At 69.4% G+C, this 21,344-nt stretch carries 19 protein-coding genes; 7 read left to right on the top strand and 12 right to left on the bottom strand.

Going from position 1 to position 21,344, the window contains the following annotated elements:
* Nucleotides 1-13: 13 nt before the first annotated feature.
* Nucleotides 14-2,836 carry a replicative DNA helicase gene (gene dnaB, locus FBZ33_RS30850; protein WP_141911923.1) on the bottom strand — a complete coding sequence of 941 codons (2,823 nt, stop codon included), beginning with the start codon at nt 2,834-2,836 and terminating at the stop codon, nt 14-16.
* A 397-nt stretch (nt 2,837-3,233) separates the two neighbouring features.
* Here dnaB and FBZ33_RS30855 point away from each other — a divergent pair, with 397 nt between their 5' ends.
* Nucleotides 3,234-4,766: a hypothetical protein gene (locus FBZ33_RS30855; protein ID WP_141911924.1), complete on the top strand. Its 1,533-nt coding sequence runs from the start codon at nt 3,234-3,236 to the stop codon at nt 4,764-4,766.
* Between the two features lie 157 nt (nt 4,767-4,923).
* On the opposite strand, the gene rplI is transcribed toward FBZ33_RS30855, so the two are convergent.
* The 4 genes from rplI to rpsF all read right to left on the bottom strand — a co-directional run bounded on the left by rplI (nt 4,924) and on the right by rpsF (nt 6,579).
* Nucleotides 4,924-5,370 (bottom strand): 50S ribosomal protein L9, encoded by a 447-nt coding sequence (gene rplI, locus FBZ33_RS30860; RefSeq protein WP_088950772.1) that lies wholly within the window; start codon nt 5,368-5,370, stop codon nt 4,924-4,926.
* A gap of 14 nt (nt 5,371-5,384) precedes the next feature.
* Nucleotides 5,385-5,666 (bottom strand): 30S ribosomal protein S18, encoded by a 282-nt coding sequence (gene rpsR, locus FBZ33_RS30865; protein ID WP_051723758.1) that lies wholly within the window; start codon nt 5,664-5,666, stop codon nt 5,385-5,387.
* Nucleotides 5,666-6,208 (bottom strand): single-stranded DNA-binding protein, encoded by a 543-nt coding sequence (locus tag FBZ33_RS30870; protein WP_172862133.1) that lies wholly within the window; start codon nt 6,206-6,208, stop codon nt 5,666-5,668. The genes rpsR and FBZ33_RS30870 overlap by 1 nt, the downstream gene beginning before the upstream one ends.
* 80 nt (nt 6,209-6,288) lie before the next feature.
* Nucleotides 6,289-6,579, bottom strand: coding sequence for a 30S ribosomal protein S6 (gene rpsF / locus FBZ33_RS30875; RefSeq protein WP_036391391.1), 291 nt, complete (start codon nt 6,577-6,579; stop codon nt 6,289-6,291).
* Nucleotides 6,580-7,214: 635 nt separating this feature from the next.
* On the opposite strand from rpsF, the gene FBZ33_RS30880 reads away from it, so the two are divergent.
* Nucleotides 7,215-8,006, top strand: a complete 792-nt coding sequence (locus FBZ33_RS30880) for a deoxyribonuclease IV (protein WP_141911926.1) — start codon at nt 7,215-7,217, stop codon at nt 8,004-8,006.
* Nucleotides 8,003-10,348 (top strand): hypothetical protein, encoded by a 2,346-nt coding sequence (locus FBZ33_RS30885; protein WP_141911927.1) that lies wholly within the window; start codon nt 8,003-8,005, stop codon nt 10,346-10,348. Before FBZ33_RS30880 ends, FBZ33_RS30885 begins: the two co-directional genes overlap by 4 nt.
* Nucleotides 10,349-10,473: 125 nt before the next feature.
* Here the strand turns inward: FBZ33_RS30885 and FBZ33_RS30890 are convergent, their stop codons facing one another.
* The 3 genes from FBZ33_RS30890 to FBZ33_RS30900 form a co-directional block, all read right to left on the bottom strand.
* Entirely contained in the window at nt 10,474-11,982 is a 1,509-nt protein-coding gene (locus FBZ33_RS30890) for a glycosyltransferase family 87 protein (RefSeq protein WP_088950775.1), read from the bottom strand.
* Nucleotides 11,983-12,108: 126 nt separating this feature from the next.
* On the bottom strand, nt 12,109-14,943 hold the full coding sequence (locus FBZ33_RS30895; protein ID WP_141911929.1) for a transglycosylase domain-containing protein: 2,835 nt from the start codon (nt 14,941-14,943) through the stop codon (nt 12,109-12,111).
* A 197-nt stretch (nt 14,944-15,140) separates the two neighbouring features.
* Nucleotides 15,141-15,590, bottom strand: a complete 450-nt coding sequence (locus FBZ33_RS30900) for a DUF5318 domain-containing protein (RefSeq protein ID WP_088950777.1) — start codon at nt 15,588-15,590, stop codon at nt 15,141-15,143.
* A 175-nt stretch (nt 15,591-15,765) separates the two neighbouring features.
* Between FBZ33_RS30900 and FBZ33_RS30905 the strand changes: the two genes are divergently transcribed.
* Entirely contained in the window at nt 15,766-16,404 is a 639-nt protein-coding gene (locus FBZ33_RS30905) for a PadR family transcriptional regulator (protein ID WP_088950778.1), read from the top strand.
* Between the two features lie 23 nt (nt 16,405-16,427).
* A complete protein-coding gene (locus tag FBZ33_RS30910) occupies nt 16,428-17,507 on the top strand; it encodes an inositol-3-phosphate synthase (RefSeq protein ID WP_141911933.1) in 1,080 nt (359 codons plus the stop codon).
* A gap of 62 nt (nt 17,508-17,569) precedes the next feature.
* On the opposite strand, the gene FBZ33_RS30915 is transcribed toward FBZ33_RS30910, so the two are convergent.
* The 4 genes from FBZ33_RS30915 to FBZ33_RS30930 form a co-directional block, all read right to left on the bottom strand.
* Nucleotides 17,570-17,884 (bottom strand): type II toxin-antitoxin system death-on-curing family toxin, encoded by a 315-nt coding sequence (locus FBZ33_RS30915; protein WP_141911935.1) that lies wholly within the window; start codon nt 17,882-17,884, stop codon nt 17,570-17,572.
* Between the two features lie 68 nt (nt 17,885-17,952).
* On the bottom strand, nt 17,953-18,159 hold the full coding sequence (locus FBZ33_RS30920; protein ID WP_141911936.1) for a ribbon-helix-helix protein, CopG family: 207 nt from the start codon (nt 18,157-18,159) through the stop codon (nt 17,953-17,955).
* A gap of 31 nt (nt 18,160-18,190) precedes the next feature.
* Nucleotides 18,191-18,676: a methylated-DNA--[protein]-cysteine S-methyltransferase gene (locus tag FBZ33_RS30925; protein ID WP_141911938.1), complete on the bottom strand. Its 486-nt coding sequence runs from the start codon at nt 18,674-18,676 to the stop codon at nt 18,191-18,193.
* A 40-nt stretch (nt 18,677-18,716) separates the two neighbouring features.
* Nucleotides 18,717-19,052, bottom strand: a complete 336-nt coding sequence (locus FBZ33_RS30930; protein WP_141911940.1) for a hypothetical protein — start codon at nt 19,050-19,052, stop codon at nt 18,717-18,719.
* 179 nt (nt 19,053-19,231) lie between these two features.
* Here FBZ33_RS30930 and FBZ33_RS30935 point away from each other — a divergent pair, with 179 nt between their 5' ends.
* Both FBZ33_RS30935 and FBZ33_RS30940 read left to right on the top strand, forming a co-directional pair.
* Entirely contained in the window at nt 19,232-19,738 is a 507-nt protein-coding gene (locus FBZ33_RS30935) for an NfeD family protein (RefSeq protein ID WP_141913045.1), read from the top strand.
* Nucleotides 19,739-19,766: 28 nt separating this feature from the next.
* Nucleotides 19,767-21,299 carry a flotillin family protein gene (locus tag FBZ33_RS30940; RefSeq protein WP_141911941.1) on the top strand — a complete coding sequence of 511 codons (1,533 nt, stop codon included), beginning with the start codon at nt 19,767-19,769 and terminating at the stop codon, nt 21,297-21,299.
* Nucleotides 21,300-21,344: the final 45 nt, after the last annotated feature.

Here is a 21,344-nt window from a genome sequence, read left to right on the forward strand (position 1 = left end):
TCGTCGCACCGGGTCAGCCGATGGCCATGTCCACGAAACGGGACAGGTGCAGCTGCGCTGCCACCGTCACGGTGTCGGTTGGCCCATTTCGATGCTTGGCAATTATGAAATCCGCCTCGCCCGCTCGCGGCGACTCCTTGTCGTAGTAGTCGTCACGGTGCAGAAGGATTACAACGTCAGCATCCTGTTCAATTGATCCACTTTCGCGCAAATCGGATAGCTGAGGTCGCTTGTCCGTGCGCTGCTCGGGGCCACGGTTCAGCTGACTGACCGCGATGACCGGGCACTCGACCTCCTTGGCCAACAGCTTCAGGCCACGGGACAGGTCCGCGACCTCCTGCTGGCGGCTCTCGGTGCGCTTCGGCGACGTCATCAGCTGGAGATAGTCGACCACGATCATCTTGAGGTCGTGCCGCTGCTTGAGCCGTCGAGCCTTGGCGCGGATCTCCATCAGGTTCATGCTCGGCGTGTCGTCGACGAAGAGCGGCGCCTCGCTGATCTCACCCATGCATCGGGCCAGCTTGGTCCAGTCGTCGTCGGAGAGCTGCCCGCTGCGCAACACGTGCAGCGGCACCCGCGCCTCGGCGGAGAGCAGTCGCATGACGATCTCGACCTTGCTCATTTCCAGCGAGAAGATCGCGGCGGCCTGGTTGGCACGAATCGCAGCATGTCGGGCAAAGTCCATGCTGGCCGTGCTGTTGTGGGTAGGGATCATCGCCCGGCTGGCCAGGTACAGGTGTTCGTCGTTGTCGACGGTCACACACCGCACCGGAACGCTGGGGACCGGCCGGACGTCGACGATGAACCGCGAGGTCGTTCGCACGTCGGAGGTGGTGCGGCGGCGTGCGGTGTGTGCATCCTGCTTGCGCCCGAGCCGGAATATGACGTCCGGCGTGGAGAAGTTCAACGTGTACGCGATCGACGACTCGCTGGTGCGGCCGCGCACCGGTTTCGCGTTGACCGTGCAGCGGTAGCCGAGGCTGACGATGAGTTCGCGTACGTCATCGGCCAGCCGCTTCGAGGTCGACGTGTACTGGAGGTTGCCGGAGGGGGCGACGGTCCCATCGGTGTCCATCAGCCCAGCGAGCAACGCCCTGCGCTGAGCCTCCGAGGCGCGCAGATAGACGCCCGGGATGTGCTTGTTCCCCGCTACCCCGACCTGACGCAACAGCCAGAGGAAGGAGCCGTTCCGGTGACGGCAGTCGGCACACTTCCTGGTCGCTGGATTCTCACGCAACGCCCTGGTGGAAACACCACAGTCCACGCAGAAACCGTTCTGAGGAGCAGCGGACGTGGGCTGCAGCAGAATGGTGTAGACCATCGGTCCGCTGGGCCGCACGACAAAGCCGTCAGCCTCGACGTGCGTGACCATCTCCGGATCTGCCGTGGTGAAGCGGCTGGCGTCGCTGTGCCCGTCACCGAGCCACGCCCCCATGGTGTAGGGCGGGACCAGCAGCTCACGCTCCGGGAGTTGGATGGGAGCGCAGTTCCGTACGGCATGGTTGAGCCGCCGCTGGGCGGTGTCAGTACGCAGCGTGGCCGCGATCTCGGCAGTGGTGACGACGCCGTCGTGGTCGGCCCGGCTGCCGGCATTGACCTCCCGCTCGGCTCGTTCAAGGAGCGCGCTCAGAAGCGGCCCGGCCGGATAGCCGGGCGCAGTCCAGTTCTGCGGCTTGCCGTTGCGGACGATGGGACGGCTGATCCGGCCGACCGACCCGACCTCGTGGGCGACGGTGTGCAGGACATGCCGGAACTCCGGCCCCACCTGCTCAATCGTGTCGAAGAGCGTGATCGGCTGATTCCGTTGGGCGCTCAGCCGCTCGTGTGCCGCACGTACGTTGGCGAGTGACGACTCGGGCCAGTGTCGCCTTCGCCGCGCCGGCTCCTGCCGCCGACCAGCCCGGCTGGTGGTCTTCCACAGGTGCTCCGCGTCGGCCACGATGACCGTGCCGTCGGAGAACTCCACCTCGTAGCAGGGGCGGTCGTGCATGACGTCGAAGGCGTGTGTGACCGTGGTGGGTCTGCCGTCTGCCGCCAGCAGCTGATCGCCCGCCTTGACCTCGCCCATCGTGGTCCAGCCGTCAGGCGTGGGTAGCGGGGTGTCCAGCGCGAGCGCCTTCCCGAGACCCGGCCTGCCAGCCACGATGATCAATTGGCCGGCGTGCAGGCCGTTGAGCAGTCGATCCAGGTCGCTGAAGCCGGTCGGCACGCCGGTCATCATGCCGCCGGTCGCCCCCACCGCCTCGATCTCGTCCAGCGTGGGCTGCAACATGTCGGCCAGGATCGCGAAGTCCTCGCTGACCCGGCGTTCGGTGACGTCATAGACGGCCTGCTGGGCGAGGTCCACGACGTCGTCCACGTCGCGGCTGCCGCCGCTGGCGGTGCCGTAGCCCAACTGCACGATCTTGGTGCCGGCCTCGACCAGGCGGCGCAGCACCGCCCGTTCGCTGACGATCCGCGCGTAGTAGGCCGCGTTCGCGGCGGTGGGCACGCTGGCGATGAGGGTGTGCAGGTAGGGCGCGCCACCGATGCGGACGAGATCGCCGGAGTCGGCGAGCGCCGCCGCGACGGTGATCGAGTCGGCCGGCTCACCCCGGCCGTAGATGTCCAGGATGATGTCGAAGATGGTGGCGTGCACCGGCCGGTAGAAGTCGTTGGTCTTGAGGATCTCGACGACGTCGGCGATGGCGTCCTTGGAGAGCAGCATGCCGCCGAGGACGCACTGCTCGGCGGCAACGTCCTGGGGCGGAGTCTTGTCGAAATGGCCGTCCCGCGGCGCAGGTGGCTGGCCTCCGCCGGAGCGTGACTCTGCCCGCATGTCGTCGGTGACCGACACGGGTCCCCCCTCCACTGCGCCGGATCTGATTCCAGCTCTACCGCTGGGGTGCGACACTTCCGTCCGACCGGGCCGGTCGATCGGGGGCCATCGCGCCGGCGGTCGAGGGCCAACCATACGGACCCCGAGGTCAGAGACTCAACAACGCCGGTGGACGAGCCTTGGGACAACCTGTGGATGCCGGGGGACAGCATGTGCGCGGCGTGTGCACAGCCTGTGGAAAACTGTTGGGGAATTCTTCGCCATAACTCGTTGACCTGCGGAAACGTGCTCCCCAGCCTGTGGAGGAAGATATTTCGGTCGGGCCTGTGACACGATCGTCCCGTACTATCTCCAGCGAACGGCTACACCTGGACAGCGGATTCCGCTTTCGGTTCAGAAGGGTCACACTCCGGCCGTGAGTTACCGGGACTGGGGACGCGGGGATGGCAGCCCGCGCGAGCGCCAGCCGACCGCCTCGTGGGGTGAACGCGCGGCGTCCGTTCCGGTCGACCCGTACGACGAGGATGGGCGATACCGCACCTCCAGTCGGCGGCGTGCACTGGACCGGGGCCAGGACGAGCCCGTCGACGCCTACCTGCCCCGGTGGGCGTTGGAGTCGGGTGTCCGGCACGCTGACGGCGGCGGGCGTCACGCGGCACCGGACGAGGACGAACGCGAGCGACCCACCTCCGGTCCTGGCCGACGCTCTGCCGAGGCGCCGAGCGGCCGAGGTCGGCGCAGCGAGGGGGGTTGGCGCGAACAGGCGGCGATCGGTGCCGGCCCGAACTCCGACCACACTCGGGAGTGGACGCTCGACCGCCCGCAGGACCAGGGATACGCCGGCCGTCGACGCGCCGACGCCGGGGAGGACGAGCCGGTCTCCGGTGCGATCCAGGACCGTCGCCCCCGCCGCGCCCCCGCTGGCCGTCCTCAGGTGATCTGGTCGGGCGGGGATCTGGAGTCCGCCCCGAGCGAGCCCGCGCCTGAACCGGACGTGAGCCGCCCCACCCGGCGTAGCCGCCGTGCGGCGGAGGAGTCCTGGTCCCGTCCGGCGGCCGACCCGTGGGTGCGCGGGTCCGACCGGGTGGCTGAGCCCGAGCCGTCGTACCCGCCCGCTGTGGATCCCTGGGATGCCTCGGGCGTGCACGCGTGGCCGCCGGCCGCCGGGGCGGACGGGACGGATCTGAGCGGGCAGTGGTCGGCCGTGGAGAGCGTCGGTGGCTGGGAGCGGTCCGACCGCACCGGCCAGTGGGAGCGGTCCGCGATCGAGGACGACCAGTGGGACCGTACGCTGCCGCCGCGCTCGGACCGGTCCGTGGCTGCGGAGGGTTGGCCGGCACGGGACGACGGGTTCTGGCCCGGCACGCGGCTGGCCGATGACGACCCCCGGTGGATGGATCCGGCGACGTCAGCGCCCAGGTCGCCGGTGGTGGGTTACACCGCTCCGCGACCGCGCAGTGCGCCGGTGCCGCGTGGCGGAGCGCCACGGCGTCGGCCGGACCGGCCTGCGGTCGGGGCGGCGTCGGTGCGTCAGCGGGTCGAGTCGGCGGCCAGCGGTGCCTTCTCGCGGCGCCTGGAGGACGATCTGCTCGACCCTGATCCGGGCGGGCCCTTCCGGCCATTGCTGTTCACTGCGGCTTGTTATCTGGTGCCGGCGATGCTGATCTTCGGTTGGTTGTTGACGTTGGACAGCCAGGCGCCGGCTGGTTGTGTGACGGACATCAGCGGGGGCGGCTGCGAATCGGCCCGGTCGCGCGCGTTGGAGTCGCTGCTCGCGGGCTCGCCGCGCTTCGGTCTGGCGCTGGTGAGCAGTCTGGTGGTGGCAGCGCTGCTGCGTCGGGTGGGTACGACGTGGCGCTCGGCGACCATCGCGCTCGCCGCGGCGGTGGTGGGCGGCGGCCTCTCCACGGTGTTGATCAGCGCGGTGACCGGCCAGCCGATCGGGTGACCTGCCCTGCGAGGGAGGGCGGCACCGACCGGGCGTCCGCCTGACCTGCCCGGCAGGTCAGGGGGCACCGACCGGGGCCTGGTCGGGCTCAGATGACGTACGCACGAAGGCCCGCACCGATCGCTCGGTGCGGGCCTTCGTGGTGGTGTTGCGGACGTCAGCCCTGAACGACGTTCAGGTTGAACGACGCGGTCACCTCGGGGTGCAGCTTGATCTTCACCGGGTAGGTGCCGGTCGACTTGATGTGACCGGGCACCTCCAGCCGACGCCGGTCGAGGACCGGGCCGCTGGCCGCCTTGACGGCGTCGACGATCTCGGCCGGAGTGACCGAGCCGAAGAGCCGTCCGCCGTCGCCGGCGCGGACCTTCATGTTGACCTTGAGACCCTCGAGCTGAGCCTTGACCTCGTTGGCGTGGTCGAGGTCGCGGATCTCGCGGGCCCCACGGGCCCGCTTGATGACCGTGACCTGCTTTTCCGCGCCCTTGGTCCAGGCGATCGCGAAGCCCTGCGGCAGCAGGTAGTTACGGCCGAAGCCGTCCTTAACCTCGACGATGTCGCCCGGGGCACCGAGGCCGGACACTTCCTGAGTCAGGATGATCTTCATATCGGTGCCTCCTCTCAGCGGGTGGTGGCCGTGTACGGCAGGAGCGCCATCTCACGGGCGTTCTTGACCGCACGGGCGATCTGCCGCTGCTGCTGCGAGGTCACGCCGGTCACCCGACGAGCGCGGATCTTGCCGCGATCGGAGATGAACTTGCGCAGCAGCGCGGTGTCCTTGTAATCGATGTAGGCGATCCCGTCCTTGTCGAGCGGGTTCACCTTCTTCTTGGGCTTGCGCAGTGCCGCAGCCTTGGCCGTTGCACGTGCTCCTGGTTTGCGATCGCGAGCGCTAGGCGCCATTAGAACGGTGGCTCCTCGTCAAAATTGGTGCCCGAACCGGCACGCGCGGGAGAGGGAGAGGGAGCAGCCGAAGCCCAGGGGTCGTCGAAGTTGCCTCCGCCGCCACCCTGGTTGCCACCGCCACCGCCGCCACCGAAGCCGCCGCCACCGCCGCCGGAGCGGGACATCTTCTGCACCTTCGCCGTGGCGTAGCGCAGCGACGGGCCGATCTCGTCGACCTCAAGCTCGATGACAGTGCGCTTCTCACCCTCGCGGGTCTCGTACGACCGCTGACGCAGCCGGCCCGACACGATCACCCGAGCGCCACGCTGCAGCGACTCGGCGACGTGCTCGGCGGCCTGCCGCCAGACGGTGCATGCGAGGAACAGCGGCTCGCCGTCCTTCCACTCGTTCGACGCCTTGTCCATGAAACGGGGCGTCGAAGCGACTCGGAACTTGGCGACCGCAGCCCCGGAGGGGGTGAACCGCAACTCGGGGTCATCGGTCAGATTGCCGATGACCGTGATGGTGGTGTCTCCTGCCATGACCATCTCCTCGCGCACTCAGCGTCTCGTCGTACAGGCTCGCAGAGCCGTACGACAGAGTCGCGGAGGCTGATCCGGACGAACCGGGGTTGGATGCTCTAGCGCATTTCCGGTCGGATGACCTTGGTGCGCAGCACGGACTCGTTGAGCCGGAGCTGACGGTCCAGCTCGGCCACCGCAGCAGGCGTGGCCTGCAGGTCGATGACGGCGTAGATGCCTTCGGCCTTTTTGTTGATCTCGTACGCGAGGCGCCGGCGGCCCCACACGTCGGTCTTCTCAACCGAGCCACCCGCGGTCCGAATCACGTTCAGGTACGTGTCGAGCGACGGTGCGACGGTGCGCTCCTCGAGGCTGGAGTCGAGGATGACCATTAGTTCGTAGTGACGCAAGACGTGCTCACCTCCTGTGGGCTAAGCGGCCACGGTCCTTCCGTGGCAGGAGGTCTTGTGTCGCTGCCCGCACGTGCCGAGGGAACCCGACCGGACGCGGACAACCTGACCAGGATACCCGGTCCGAACGATCATGCCCGGGGTGGTCGGGTCAGCGCCCGGACAGGATGACGGGGGCCCCCATTCGACCGTCATCCGGCCGATGGTGGACCCCCGTCTACGAGGCCGCGGGGCGTCTGGTCCGCATTCCTTGGGTGGGACCTGGGGAGGAACGACCACACCGATGAGGTTGGACCGAAGACGCCCCGCGGAGCTTTATCGTGTTGTTACCTGACGATACAACGGCACTCGTACCTTGTCGGAGGAAAAAGCACAAATTGCCGAAATTCTTGATCGGTGGGCGATCGCTGTGCGAGGGGTCCCCTCCGCCACGCCGGGCCGCACGGCGGAGGTGACCTCGCTGTCGGCCGTCGACCTCCGGTCGCCATCTGCGGGCTTGCGTCGCTGGCGGCACCGGGTGCTGGTCGCCGGTTCAATTCCATCAACGATCGTCGGTCCGTCCGGTGACGCGACCGCACGCGACACCGCCCCGGCCGTCACCCCGCCCGTCGGGGTCGCGACGTAGGCTCGCTCGCATGCGTATCGGAGCCCACGTCGATTCGACCGACCCGCTGGCGGAGGCGGCCGCCCGGTCCGCCGACACCGTGCAGTTCTTCCTCGCCGACCCACAGGGATGGAAGGCACCCAAGCCCCGGGAGGACGCCGAGCAGCTGCGCACGGCCGAGGTTGACCTGTACGTGCACGCGCCGTACGTCATCAACGTGGCCACCCTCAACAACCGCATCCGGATTCCCAGCCGAAAGCTGCTGCTCGGGCACGCCAACGCGGCCACCGCCATCGGCGCCAAGGGTCTGATCGTCCATGGTGGACACGTCAGCGCCGGAGACGATCTGGCCGTCGGCTTCGACAACTGGCGCAAGACCTTCGCGTACGCGGCCGACTCCGGGAGCTTCGGCGTGCCGGTCCTGATCGAGAACACGGCCGGCGGCGACAACGCGTGCGCCCGGCGACTCGACGCGCTCGCCCGACTCTGGGACGCCATCGGCGACTACGAGGTCGGCTTCTGCCTGGACACCTGCCACGCGTACGCGGGCGGCGAGGATCTGCTCGGCCTCGTCGACCGGGTCAAGGCGATCACCGGAAGGATCGACCTGGTGCACGCCAACAACTCCAAGGGCGCGTTCAACTCGGGTCAGGACCGCCACGACAACCTGGGCGGGGGCACGATCGACCCGGAGCTGGTCGTCGCGGTGATCCGGGCCGCCGGGGCCCCGGTGGTCGTCGAGACACCGGGCGGCGTGGAGGGCCAGACAGCGGACATCGGTTTCCTCCGTCAGCAGCTCGGGACGGCGAGCCCGGCAGCATGACGACCGGACAGCCCGGGACCGGGAAGGCCCGGCCCACCCCCACCGGCACGGACGCCGAGACCCGATCCGCCTCCGCCTCGGGCACCCCGGCACAGCCGGATCGCACCTCCGACGCCGTCTCCGGCAAGACTTCCGCGCCGACCGCCGAAACCACTGCGCCGATCGCGGGGGCCGTCGCCGACCGGCCACGGTCGAGCGACGGCGGCACGACCGGAGCCACCACGAGCGGCGACCCGCAGCCCTCGAAGGGTGGCGGCGCCAAGGAGGAACCTGCTGGGGACGCCGCCACCGGTGAGGGCGACGGCCGGAAGGGCAGCGCGGCCACGGGCGGCACCGAGGGTGGCAGCGAAACCAGCGACAGCACCGCCAAGGCCGACAGCGCGACCAACGCGGGCAAAGACGGCGCCCCGGCCAAGGACGGCACGGACGGCGGCTCGGAAGACGTCCCGGTCAAGGGCACAGGATCGGGCAAGCGCAGGTGGTGGAGCAGGGGCAGGCGAGCGGGCAGGACCGACGGTCAGGCAAAACCCGACGGTGACACCAAGACCGATGAGGCCAAGCCGGACAACCCCGATCGTTGGGAGGCGTTCGCCTCCGCTCCGGAGCCGCGGCCCTCCATCGTCACCCGGGCGGGCGGAGCCGTCGGCCGGTTCCTGATCCACGAGTGGACCCTGGCCACCCTCGGCGCGTTGGCACTGGCTGTGCTGATGACGTGGCCGACGTTGCGCTATCCCCGCTACACACTCCCGCAGGACTACTGGGACCCGAGCCTGCAGGCCTGGCAGATGGCCTGGTCCGGGCACATCCTGCTGGCTGAACCGGCGCGCCTGTGGCAGTCCAACACGTTCTTCCCCGAGCTGTGGAGCTTCGCGTTCTCCGACACCCTGCTCGGGTACGCCCCCGCCGGGATGCTCGGCAGCGGCCCCGAGGACGCGGTGCTGCGCTACAACATCATGTTCGTGCTGGCGCACGCGCTTGCCACGCTCGGGGCGTACGCGCTGGCCCGGCAGCTCGGGGCTGGCCGAATCGGCGCCGCCGTCGCCGGCGTCAGTTACACGTACGCGCCGTGGCTGCTGGCCCAGGCCGGGCACCTGCACGTGCTCTCCAACGGCGGGATCCCGTTGGCGCTGGCGATGTTGGCGCGCGGGCACGGCTGGTCACTGCGGCACGGTTACCGGCCCGAGCGCCGACACGACGGATGGGTCTACGCCGGTTGGCTGGTGGCGGCCTGGCAGCTCAGCCTCGGATTCGGTATCGGGTTGCCGTTCGCGTACTTCCTGGCCTGCGCGGTGATCGTCACCGCCGTCCTCTACTACGCGCGGCGGCTGCGCACCGGCCAGGCCGTGCCCTTCGGTCGCCGGTTGTTCCTCGCGGACCTGCTCGGCGGGTTGTTCTTCGCCGGTGTGGGTCTGCTGATGGCGTTCCCGTTCTTCAAGGTGACCGAGCTGCACCCGTACGCCGAGCGAACCATCGACGACATCAGCATCTTCTCGCCGCCGGCGTCGGGTTTCGTGACGGCACCGGCCGAGTCGCGGATCTGGGGTGGGTTGCACGAGGGGGCACGCGCAGCGCTGCCGTGGCACCCGGAGATGACCCTGCTGCCCGGGTTCGTGCTCTACGCGCTGGCCGCGGGTGGGCTGTTCTTCTCGGTCTGGCGGCTGCGGCACCGACTGCTGCTGCTCGCCGGAGTGCTGGTGACGATGGCCTTCGCGATGGGCACCCGCTTCTTCGACGGCACCTTCACCTACGTGCCGCTCTTCGAGCACCTGCCGGGCTGGAACGGACTGCGTACCCCCGGTCGGTTGATGTTGTGGACCACGTTGCTGCTGGGTCTGCTCGCGGCGGGCGCGGTCACCGCGCTCACCGACCGGGTCCGTGAGTTGACCGCGCAGCGGATCCCGTCGTGGCCGGGGCCGTGGCTGCGGACGGCCACCCTGCTGCCGCTGCTGCTCGTCGCCGTCGAGGGCCTGAACACCACGCCGCATCCGGTGGTGCCGACCCAACCGGCAGCGATGCGCTCCACCGAGGGGCCGCTGCTGGTGCTGCCGAGCAACCAGAGCCTGGACCAGCACGTGATGCTGTGGTCGACGAGCGGTTTCCCCGACGTGGTCAATGGCGGCAGCGGCTTCACTCCGCGCCAGCTCGATGACGTCCGTCGGGTAAGCCAGTCGTTCCCCGACCAGACCAGCGTCGACTACCTGCGCACGCTCGGCGTCCGCTCCGTGGTGTTGCTGCGCGGGCAGGTGGTGGGCACTCCGTGGGAGATCACCATCGACGCGCCGGTGGAATCGCTGGGCATCAGCCGGCAGGACGTGGGCGACGCGGTCGTTTATCGGCTCTGAGACGTGGCTGATCTCTAAGGCGGATTTGCGGGGAGCCCACCCGGCTCCGGGCGGTCAGGCTTGATCCCTGCGCCGGGCGGGCTCCCCGCAAATCCTGACGTGGTCAGGCTGCGGTCAAGCTTGGGTCAGGTGGTGGTGGTGACGGGTTCGCGAGAGGGTTCGCTGTCGGCGGGCCGGCGCCAGCGGTCTACCCAGGGGGCATCTCGTGCGCCGTCGAGCACGCCACCGTCCGGGTCGTCCGGATAGGTCGCCCGGACCGCGTCTCGCTCGGGATGCAGGATCTCCTTGACGACCAGCACGCAGAGCACCACCACGGTGGTCAGCCGGAACGTCGAGGCCAGCACGAACACCCCCTCCGGGAAGACCGGACGGCTGGTCGCCGCCCCAAGCAGCTCTCCGTAGAAGGCGACGAAGTAGCAGACCTCGGCGATCTGCCAGGCCAGGAAGGCACCCCACTTGGGTCGGGCCAGCACCACCAGCGGCAGCAGCCACAGCACGAACTGCTGAGACCAGACCTTGCTGAAGATGAGGAACGCGGCGACCACCAGGAAGGCGACCTGCGCCAGCCGCGGGCGACGCGGTGCCCGCAGCGTCAGCGCGGCCACACCGAGACAGGCCAACCCGAACAGCGCGTACGAGATGGTGTTGAGGGTGGGGATGTTGGCGTTCAGCCACTCGAACGGCCCGAGTTGGGCGGGGTCGTTGCCGACCTTGCCGTCCAGGTAGCGGCCGATGTACCAGAGCGTGCCCCAGTCGATGGGCCGGGTGGTGTTCAGCTCGAAGAACCGGTCCCAGTTCTCCGGGTATGCCCGGGCGGCCGGCAGGTTCACCAGCACCAACGCGGCGATCGCCGTGCCGGTGGCGATGAGCGCGGCGCGGATCCGGTCGGCCCGCAGCGCCAGGACGAGGAGCGGCCCGAGCAGGAACAGCGGCCACAGCTTCGCCGCACCGGCGAGCCCGAGCAGCACACCGGCGACAGCTGGTCGTTTCCGAGCCCAGGCCAGCAGACCGAAGGCGGCCAGCCCGATGGCGAGCAGGTCCCAGTTGACGGTGGCCGTGAGCAGCAGCGCCGGGGCCAGCGCGAACAACGCGGCGTCCCAGGGTCGTCGGCGGCGCAGGGCCAGGATCACCGCCACGGTGGCCACCGCGAGGGCGCCCAGCACCAACGCGTTGAGGTTGTAGAACCACTGGGCCTGGTTGATGCTCGGGTCGCCCTCGCCGATGGCGTGCACCGGCAGGCCCAGCGCCCCCATGAAGTAGCCGGTCAGCACCGGGTACTCGACCGGGTGATCACGGTAGGGCACCTTGCCCTCGTTGAGCCCCTCGGCGTAGTAGAGGGCGAGGACGTCGGTGTAGCAGAACCGGGTGTACTGGACGTTGTTCTGCCAGGCGCCGTCCTGGCAGGGGGACTTCTGCACCCAGTGCAGCGCGAGCGTGAGACACGCCAGCGCCAGCACGATCCGGACCGCGGTCCAGAAGCGACGTTCCTGGCCTGCCGGCCGGTCCAGTGCGGTCGCGTGGTCGCCCAGCGGGCCGCCGATCGCGCTGGACATGCCGCGGACGAACCCGTCGGAGCGGGACGGGTGGTCGGTGGTACCGGCGTCGTCGATGCCGGGCGTCGACTGGGTGCTCATGAAGAGGCATCCTGCCGTACGACGGGGGTGTCCGTCCCGTCCCGGCGCGGAGATCCGGGTATGAAAACGCCGCCGCCGGCCGGGACAGGTCGTCCGGCCGGCGGCGGCGTCATGAAGCGGTGCGGGTCAGTTTCGCTCGGGTGGTAGGCCGGGCAGTAGTCCGCCACCGCCGCCACCGGGGTTGCCGCCCGGGTTGCCTCCGGGGTTGCCGCCCGGGTTACCCCCGGGGTTGCCGCCCGGGGTGCCGCCGACACGCGGGCAGAACGGGTCGGTCAGCGGATCACAGGTCGGGCCGCCCGGCAGACCCGGGATGGTCGGCAGCGCCACCGGCTCCTTGCCGTTGCCCTTGGTGACGTCACCCTCGCCGGTGACGCTGGGCAGGGGGATCTCCTCCAGGCCCTTGAGTGCGGTGTTCATGAACTTCTCCCAGATCGGGCCGGGGAGCGTCGAACCACCAATGTCCTTGCCGCTGGCGAGCCGGATCTCCGGCTTCCTCGGGTCCCGGCTGCCCACCCACACCGCTGTGGCGTTCTGCGGGGTGTAGCCGACCGTCCAGGCGTGCGAGTTGTCGTCCTTGTCGTACTCCCAGGTGCCGGTCTTGGCGGCAGCCTGGCGGCCGTTTTCCAGCGAGATGTTGTTGGGGCGCGGGATCTGCTTCAGAACAGCGGTCACCTCGTCGGCGACCTTCTTGGGAATCCGCTGCTCCGGCTTGATCCGCTCGCTGCCGACGACCTTCCACTTGCCGCTGTCCTTGTCCTGCTGCTCCACCTTCAGGACGAAGTGGGCCTTGATGTACTTGCCGTCGTTGGCGAAGGTTGCCAGGGCGTTGGCGTGGTCGAACACGGTGATCGGGTACTTGCCGAAACCGGTGTAGTTGTCGAACGGGTTCGGCCCCTTCTTCGACAGGTCGAAGGCCTGCGGCGGGTCGACGCCCCACATGGTGGTCACGCCGGCCTTGCGGGCCATGTCGACGACCTTGGCGGCGCCGAGCTCCTTGGTGACCCAGTAGAAGGGCACGTTGTACGACTGGATCGTCGACTCTTCGAGGGTGCAGTATTTGCCGCACTTGAGGTTGGTACGGCCGGCGTTGCCGATCGCGACATCGGAGCCCTCGGGCTTGTACGGCGTGGGGTCCCAGTGCGACTTGACCGAGATGCCGGCCTCGATCGCGGCGGCCAGGGTGTAGACCTTCATCGACGAGCCCGGCTGGTGTCCACCGGTCAGGTCACCGTTCTTGTCGGTGTTCTTGCCGGCGTAGTCGAAGTCGGCGCCGCTGTCACCGCCGTAGTAGGCGAGCACGCGACCCTTCGACGGGTCGATCGACACCACCGCCGCCATCAGGTTCTTGGGCTGGTCGTTGAGCTCGGAACCCTTCTTGGACTGCATGGCGGTGTTCTCGGCGGCGGTCTGCAGCTTCGGGTCGATGGTGGTGGTGATCCGGTAGCCGCCGTCGCGCAGCGCGTCCACGCAGCTCGTCTTGCCCTCCGCGCCGTTGTCGGAGCAGAGGCCCATCGCGTCCATCTCCTGGCGGACGTAGTTGATGACGTTGCCTTTCGGGCTGTCGACACCGAACCCGTTCCCGCCCTTCTTCGGCGCCGGCACCTTGGGGTACTCGGTGGGCGAAGCGGGCTGCCCGGGGGCGTCCAGCCAGCCCTCCTTCTTCATGCCGGCGATCACGTAGTCCCACCGTGACCTGGCGTCGGTCGCGTTGACCGCGGGGTCGAACCCCTGGTGGGTCTCGCTCGGCACCGGCTGCTTGATGACCGCCGCGAGCACCGCACCCTCGCCCACGGTCAGGTCCTTCGCCGCCTTGTTGAAGTACGTCTGCGCCGCGGCCTCGATGCCGTAGGCACCGCGTCCGAAGTAGATCACGTTGAGGTAGTGCTGCATGATCTCCGGCTTGTCGTACTGCTCGCTCAGCTTGGAGGCGAGGATGGCCTCCTTCACCTTCCGGCCGTACGAGTCGTCCTGGAGGTTCTCGAACGCGTTGCGCGCGTACTGCTGGGTGATGGTCGAGGCGCCCTGCTTGTCACCGCCGGAGACGTTGTTCCACGCGGCTCGGACGATGCCCTTGTAGTCGACGCCGGAGTGCCGGTAGAAGTTGCGGTCCTCGGCTGCCGCCACCGCGTGCTGCACGTGCAACGGGATCTGGTTGATGGTGACGAAGCTGCGGTTCTCGCTGCCCAGCTTGGCCAACTGGGTCCTGCCGTCCTTGGCGTACACAGTGGTGGACAGCGGCAGCGGCAACTCGTTGGGCATGACGACGTTGGTCGAGTAGTAGGTGAACCCGACCACGCCGGCACCGGCGAGCATGATGAAGACCGCGACACCGGCGATCAACAGGTTCATCCGCTTGCGCTTCTTCGCCCGTCGGGCGGCGCCCGGGTCGCCCGCACCACGGCCGCCCCGGCCCGGACCGTTCGGTCCACCGGGACCGCCCGGCCCACCGGAGACCGGCGAGACGCTCGCCCGGGCGACGGCGGCACGGCCACCCACCGACGCGGAGCCGACACTGGCCCGGCCCGCCGGGGCGGCACCGACGGCGGCGGCGCCGACCACGGCTCGGCCTGCCGGTGCGCCCGGCGCCGGAGACACGGGCACCGAGGCCCGGCCCGCACCGGCGCGTCCGGCGGCCACACCCGGTGCCGGCGACACCGGCACCGACGCCCGCCCTGCGCGGCCGGGGGTTGCCGAGCCCACCGAGGCGGAACCGGCCGCAGCAGCGCCGCGCGGCGGCACCGAGGCCGATCCGCCCACCGTGGCCCGCCCACCGGCGGCCCGTGGGGTCACCGAAGCGCGGCCCGGGGTCGCCGTGCCAGCCACCGGGGCCGACCAGCCATTCCCGCGGGAGTCACCGCCGGGGCGGCGGTATGCGTCGTCCGCGACCGGCCCGGGGTCGCCCTCGGGGCCCGAGTGCTGGGCCCGTCCACGCGCAGAACTGGGATCGCCGTACGAGTTCATTCCTCACACCCTGCCGGTCGCGGTGGGGCGCGACTGCGCCGCCACCGGGTTGCCGTGAGTTGCTTCACCCGGGAGACCGGCACGGGGGTGCCGTTTCACCGGGGGACTTGCCGTATTAATAGGGCTAATCGGACCAACGAGCGGTTGACCGTCCCGGGTTTCGTCTACGGCCCCGGGGCCGGTCCAACCAGCTGTGATCACCGTTGCGCCTCTCGCCTCCGCCGACCCGCACCTTCGGCGGCCGCCACGTCCTGCTCGCCGGTGCCGTCGCTGTCGCCGGCCAGACCGTCCCGGCCGAGCAGGTACTGCTCGACCAGATGGTTCCAGTCACAACCGAGGCACACCTCCACCACGAAGACCTGGAACTCACGCAGCGTCATCGCCAGGACAGGCAACTCGGTCAGTGTCCGGGCCTGCCCGGCGGACTGCTTGAGCTCGTCACCGTAAATGTAGTGGACGAGAGTCAAGTTCTCGCTGCGACAGATCGGGCAGCGTCGGTCGGTCGGCTCACCGTGGAACCGGGCGGCGTTCTTCAGGTACGGCGATGCGTCGCACACGTCGTACGTGCCGACCCGGCCGGCCAGGAGCTCACGCAGCACTGCTCGCTTCTGAAGCGAGTAGTCGACGACCTGGCGCTGCGTACGCATGCGAAGAAGGGTACGCGGTCCGGCCCGAGCAGGCGACCACGCTCACAATCCGTGACGGCACCGTCTCGGAGCGGGGGTTTGCCCTGGCACGCGCGACCCGCTAACGTGCGATGTATCGGTCCGATACATCGCGGCGGTTACCGCTCCACGCCGGAGGGTAAAGAGAGGGTGGCCAGTGCTTGAGTTCGCCATCCTCGGCCTCCTGCAGGAGTCTCCGATGCACGGCTATGAGCTGCGCAAGGAGCTGACCGCCAAACTCGGCGCGATCCGGGCGGCGATCAGCTACGGCTCGCTCTATCCCACGCTACGCAGGCTGCAGGCGGCGGGATGGATCACCGAAGCTGATGAGACGCCCGCCACTGCCGAGGAGGTCCCCGCGCTGACCAGCCGACGAGGTCGGGTGGTCTACAAAATCACCGCGGAGGGCAAGGAACGCTTCGCCCAGCTGATCGCACAGGCCGGGCCCGAGACGTACGACGACACGGGCTTCGGGGTGCACTTCGCGTTCTTCGCCCGGACCGACCAGGCGACCCGCCTGCGCATTCTGGAGGGTCGCCGCCGCAAGATCGAGGAGCGTCGCGAAGGGCTTCGCGACGTGCTGGGCCGGGCGGCCGAGCGCCTCGACGCTTACACGCTGGAACTGCAGCGCCACGGCCTTGATGCCTGTGAGCGCGAGGTCCGCTGGCTGGAGGAGCTCATCGCCAACGAGCGCTCCGGCCGAGCCCCGACGGTCCCGAACATCGGGACAGCCGGCGGCCGACGAGAAGACAACAGCCCGCCTCCGCCTGGAGAGACCAGGAATGAGCGGCCGTGACAGAAAAGAAGGAGGCAGACGCTATGGGCTCCGTCCGCGTCGCCATCGTCGGTGTGGGTAACTGCGCCTCGTCCCTGGTTCAGGGCGTCGAGTACTACCGGAACGCCAACCCGAACGACCGCGTCCCGGGTCTCATGCACGTCGCCTTCGGCGACTACCACGTCAACTCCGTGGAGTTCGTCGCGGCGTTCGACGTGGACGCCAAGAAGGTGGGCATGGACCTCGCGGAGGCGATCGTCGCCAGCGAGAACAACACCATCAAGCTCTGCGACGTGCCGCCGACCGGCGTCAGCGTGCAGCGCGGTCCGACCTTCGACGGTCTGGGCGAGTACTACCGCGAGATCGTCGAGGAGTCCGACGCCACCCCCGTCGACGTGGCGCAGGCGCTGCGTGACGCGCAGGTCGACGTCGTCGTCTGCTACCTCCCGGTCGGCTCCGAGCAGGCCGCCAAGTTCTACGCCCAGGCCGCGATCGACGCCGGCTGCGCGTTCGTCAACGCCCTGCCGGTCTTCATCGCCTCCGACCCGGAGTGGGCCCAGAAGTTCACCGACGCTGGCCTGCCGATCGTCGGTGACGACATCAAGAGCCAGGTCGGCGCCACCATCGTGCACCGCGCACTCGCGAAGCTCTTCGAGGACCGCGGCGTCGAGCTGCTGCGCACGTACCAGCTCAACTTCGGCGGCAACATGGACTTCATGAACATGCTGGAGCGCAAGCGGCTGGTCTCGAAGAAGATCTCGAAGACCCAGTCGGTCACCTCGCAGATCCCGCACGAGATGAGCAAGAGCGACGTGCACATCGGCCCGTCGGACCACGTGCCGTGGCTGGACGACCGCAAGTGGGCGTACATCCGCCTGGAGGGTCGCTCGTTCGGTGACACCCCGCTCAACGCCGAGCTCAAGCTCGAGGTGTGGGACTCTCCGAACTCGGCCGGCGTCATCATCGACGCCGTCCGGGCCGCGAAGATCGCGCTGGACCGGAAGATCGGCGGCCCGATCCTGTCGGCCTCGTCGTACTTCATGAAGTCCCCGCCGGTGCAGTACGCCGACCACGACGCCCACCAGGCCGTCGAGGAGTTCATCGCCGGCGAGGTCGCGCGCTGACCCGCTGAAACAGCAAGCACCGGCGAGGGCCGGGTCCGAAACGGACCCGGCCCTCGCCGCGTTCAGCTCGACATCTCCAGGTACGGCGACAGCCGCAGCGCCAGCTCGTCAACCGAGTCGACCTCGCCGCTGACCAGCGCGTCGGTCAACGCCATCCGCTCCTTCGCGGGCATGTCGAGAACGAAGCCGGCCCGGGCCAGGAACACCCGCATCGCCGCCCAGCCAAGTCCGGCGTTCCAGACGTCGAGTGGTCGCCACATCATCAGGCCATGCAGGAGCGCTGCCGACTTGTCGAGCACGGTCGGATAGACGGCCCGCCCCACCAGTCGCGCGTGCGGGCGTGCTGCCGCTGCGACCAGGATTCCCGCATCACGCACCCGACTCTCCGGCCCGGTCCACTCTGCGAGGAGAGTCAGGAGATCCTCCGCGTCCGGCCAAGCCTGAGTCACCGCTCGCCCAGCATCTCGAAGAACGTGGCATCCTCCGCGAAGACCTTCCGAGCTGCCTGGCGGGTCCAGTCATCGCGATCATGGCGATCCAGGTAGGCCTGAATCGCCACCTCCACGGTCTTGTGCATCGACCGCTGCTCAGCCTCGGCAAGCTCCTTGAGGCGCTGTTCGACTTCGGGCTTGAGGGTCAGGGTGAAGGCCATACCGAAGTTGTATAACTCTGGTTGACCGGCGTCAACCTCCCGACCATGCGTGTTGTAGGGCGACACCGGCCTCCAGCTCCAGCAGCTTGACCTTGCGAGGCAGGCCCCCGCCAAAACCGACCAGCTTGCCGCCCGCGCCGACGATCCGGTGACACGGCACGATCACCGGGACCGGGTTGCGGTTGCAGGCCACTCCCACCGCCCGTGCCGCTCCGGGATCGCCGACCAGACGCGCCACATCGCCGTACGTCAGCGTCTCCCCGTACGGGATGCGTGTCATCTCCCGCCACACGGCCCGTTCGAAGTCGGAGCCGCGCGGCATCGACACCGGCACGGTGAACGCGGTCAGCTCGCCGGCGAAGTACGCCCGCAGCTCGGCGACGGCCTGCCCGGCCAGCGCGTGGTCAGGATCGTCCGCCGCCGCCTCGACCCGCCCGAAATGGGCGCCGCAGACGCTCGTGCCGTCGGTGGCGACGGAGAACTCGCCGATCGGTGAGTCGAGCACGGTCCAGCGCATCCACCCATTCTCCCTGTCTCGGACTTCCTGGCCCGCCCGGCTACCAGCGGCGGGCCGAACGCCACTCCTCGGCAGCCCGGATCGCCTCCGCCGCAGCGGCCCGTTCGGCGCGGGTCCGATCGCGGTCCCGGAAGCCCAGGTAGAGCTTGCGACCGGCGAAGAAGGGGAGAAGCAGCGCCGCGTAGAAGACCGTGATGTGTCCGCCGCCGTCGGTGCTCAGCAGGAAGTAGGCGTAGTAGCCAGCAAACACGGCCCCGATACCGGCCAGCACCCGGTCGACCCGCGAGGTGGTGGCGAAGGAGGTTGCCGCGACGCCCAACAGGATGGCGGCGGTCAGCACCAGACCGAAGACGTAGATGATGATCACCACGAGCATGGGCGGTCCTCTCGTTCTGACGTGACCGGAACGATCGGCCGGCGGCAGAAGATAGCTCACCAAGATCCGTCAGCACTGCCCCTTTTTGGTCGGCACCGACGACCCACATCGGTAGATCATCTTGTGTCCCGCAGGGCTGTCAGAGCTTGCGCGGCATCGATACCGTGCAGGTCGTGGCAATGGGGACGCTCATCTTTCTGATCATCGGCGGGGCGGGCATCGGTGTGCTCGCGCTCGCCCTGCTCGGCACCGAGCTGTTCCAGTTCGGGCACGCAGACGTCGACGGGCCGATCTCGGTCGAGACGGTCGCCGGCTTCGCCGGCGCGTTCGGCTTCGGCGCGGCCATCGTCAACGAACTGCTCGGTGCGCGTACCCCTGGCATGGTCGTCGGCGCGGCGGTCGGCGGCGTGCTCGCGGCCGTGCCCACCGCCTGGTTGGCGTCCCGACTCAGCCGGGCGGCGCGGAACATGCGCACCGACCCCACCCCCACCCGCGACGATCTGGTCGGTGCGCTCGGCCTGGTCGTCACCCCGGTGCCGGTTGACGGCTACGGCGAGGTACGGATTCGTCTCGCCGGTCAACCGGTCAAGCTCAGCGCCCGTGCGGACCAGCCGATACCGGTCGGCGCCCAGGTCTTCGTGGTGCAGGCGCTCAGCGAGACCAGCGTGCAGGTCGAAACCTACTGACTTCCCCTCGTAGACAGGACTCCTTTATATGGCCCTGCTAATCGCCATCGGTGGCGCGGTCCTCCTCGTGCTCATCCTGGTGCTCTTCGTGCTCTCCCGGATCAAGGTGGCCGGACCGAACGAGGCGTTCATCGTCACCGGCCGCAAGGGTCGCACCACCCAGACCGCCGACGGCGGGCGCTCGACCGACAACTCCGGGCAGAAGGTCGTGCTCGGTGCCTCGGTCTTCGTGCTGCCGGTGGTGCAGAAGCTCCAGTCGCTCGACCTGTCCAGCCGACGGATCGACGTCGGCATCCGGGGGGCGGTGAGCAAGCAGGGCATCCGCGCCGACCTGCACGGCGTGGCGATCGTCAAGGTCGGCGGCACCGAGGACGCGATCCGGGCCGCTGCCCAGCGGTTCCTGCACCAACAGGACGAGATCGACAACTTCACCCGGGAGGTGCTCGCCGGGGCGCTGCGCTCGATCGTCGGCCGGCTCACCGTCGAGGAGGTCATCCGGGACCGGGCGGCGTTCGCCAGCGCGGTGGCCGAGGAGGCCGAGCACTCGATGACCAACCAGGGTCTCGTGCTGGACACCTTCCAACTTCAGGACATCCTCGCCGAAGGGTCCTACCTGCAGGACCTGGGCCGGCCCGAGGCCGCCCGGGTGCTCAAGGACGCGGCTATCGCCGAGGCACGGGCCCGGCAGCAGGCCGAGCAGGAGCGGCTGCTCGCCGAAGAGGCCATCGCGGAGGCGAACCGGAACCTGTCTCTCAAGCAGGCCGGCATCCAGGCCGAGATCGACGCGGCGAAGGCGAAGTCCGCCGCCGCCGGGCCGCTGGCCCAGGCCGAACGGGACCAGGCGATCCTCTCCGAGCAGCAGAAGGTCGCCGAGCGCAACGCCGAACTCAAGCAGCGCCAACTGGACACCGAGGTGCGCAAGCCCGCCGACGCGGCCCGGTACAAGGTGGAGCAGGAGGCCGAGGCCTCCCGCGCCGCGGCGGTGCTGCACGCGGACGCACAGCGGCAGTCGGTCATCGCGGCCGCGCAGGCCTCCGCCGAACAGGCGCGGCTCACCGGTGAGGGCGAGCGGGCCCGGCGTGCCGCGCTCGCCGAGGCGAACGCGATCGAGGGCGCCAAGGAAGGTGAGGCCGAGCAGCGTCGGCGCTCCGCCATCGCCGAGGCCGTGGAGCGGGAGGGTCAGGCCGAGGCCGCGGCCATCCTGGCCAAGGGTGAGGCCGAGGCGGACGCGATGGCGCGCAAGGCCGAGGCGTTCGCCGCCTACGGCGAGGCGGCGGTGCTGGACCTGCTGGTCAAGGTGCTGCCGCAGGTGGTCGAGGCGGCGAGCGCGCCGATCGGGGCGATCGACAAGATGACCGTCATATCCACCGACGGCGCGTCGTCGCTGACGAAGTCGGTGGCCGGCAACGTGGCCCAGGGGCTTCAGCTCGGCAGCGACCTGACCGGGATCGACCTGGCCGGTCTGCTGTCCCGGCTCGGCTCAGCGTCCACGGCCGGCAACGGCACCCCCGCCGGCAAGAGCGCCCCGGCCGTGGACGGGACCGCCGTCGAGACCCGCTGACGACGTACGCAGACGGGCGCCGCTCCCGGTTCGGGGGCGGCGCCC

Source organism: Micromonospora sp. A202 (assembly GCF_006715105.1).
GTDB lineage: Bacteria > Actinomycetota > Actinomycetes > Mycobacteriales > Micromonosporaceae > Micromonospora > Micromonospora zamorensis.

Bases quoted from the DNA above. Each gene is read 5' to 3' on its own strand.
- rplI (WP_088950772.1), bottom strand. From the start codon at position 5,370: ATGAAGATCATCCTGACTCAGGAAGTGTCCGGCCTCGGTGCCCCGGGC.
- rpsR (WP_051723758.1), bottom strand. From the start codon at position 5,666: ATGGCGCCTAGCGCTCGCGATCGCAAACCAGGAGCACGTGCAACGGCC.
- FBZ33_RS30880 (WP_141911926.1), top strand. From the start codon at position 7,215: ATGCGTATCGGAGCCCACGTCGATTCGACCGACCCGCTGGCGGAGGCG.
- FBZ33_RS30885 (WP_141911927.1), top strand. From the start codon at position 8,003: ATGACGACCGGACAGCCCGGGACCGGGAAGGCCCGGCCCACCCCCACC.
- FBZ33_RS30890 (WP_088950775.1), bottom strand. From the start codon at position 11,982: ATGAGCACCCAGTCGACGCCCGGCATCGACGACGCCGGTACCACCGAC.
- FBZ33_RS30895 (WP_141911929.1), bottom strand. From the start codon at position 14,943: ATGAACTCGTACGGCGATCCCAGTTCTGCGCGTGGACGGGCCCAGCAC.
- FBZ33_RS30900 (WP_088950777.1), bottom strand. From the start codon at position 15,590: ATGCGTACGCAGCGCCAGGTCGTCGACTACTCGCTTCAGAAGCGAGCA.
- FBZ33_RS30910 (WP_141911933.1), top strand. From the start codon at position 16,428: ATGGGCTCCGTCCGCGTCGCCATCGTCGGTGTGGGTAACTGCGCCTCG.
- FBZ33_RS30920 (WP_141911936.1), bottom strand. From the start codon at position 18,159: ATGGCCTTCACCCTGACCCTCAAGCCCGAAGTCGAACAGCGCCTCAAG.
- FBZ33_RS30925 (WP_141911938.1), bottom strand. From the start codon at position 18,676: ATGCGCTGGACCGTGCTCGACTCACCGATCGGCGAGTTCTCCGTCGCC.
- FBZ33_RS30930 (WP_141911940.1), bottom strand. From the start codon at position 19,052: ATGCTCGTGGTGATCATCATCTACGTCTTCGGTCTGGTGCTGACCGCC.
- FBZ33_RS30935 (WP_141913045.1), top strand. From the start codon at position 19,232: ATGGGGACGCTCATCTTTCTGATCATCGGCGGGGCGGGCATCGGTGTG.
- FBZ33_RS30940 (WP_141911941.1), top strand. From the start codon at position 19,767: ATGGCCCTGCTAATCGCCATCGGTGGCGCGGTCCTCCTCGTGCTCATC.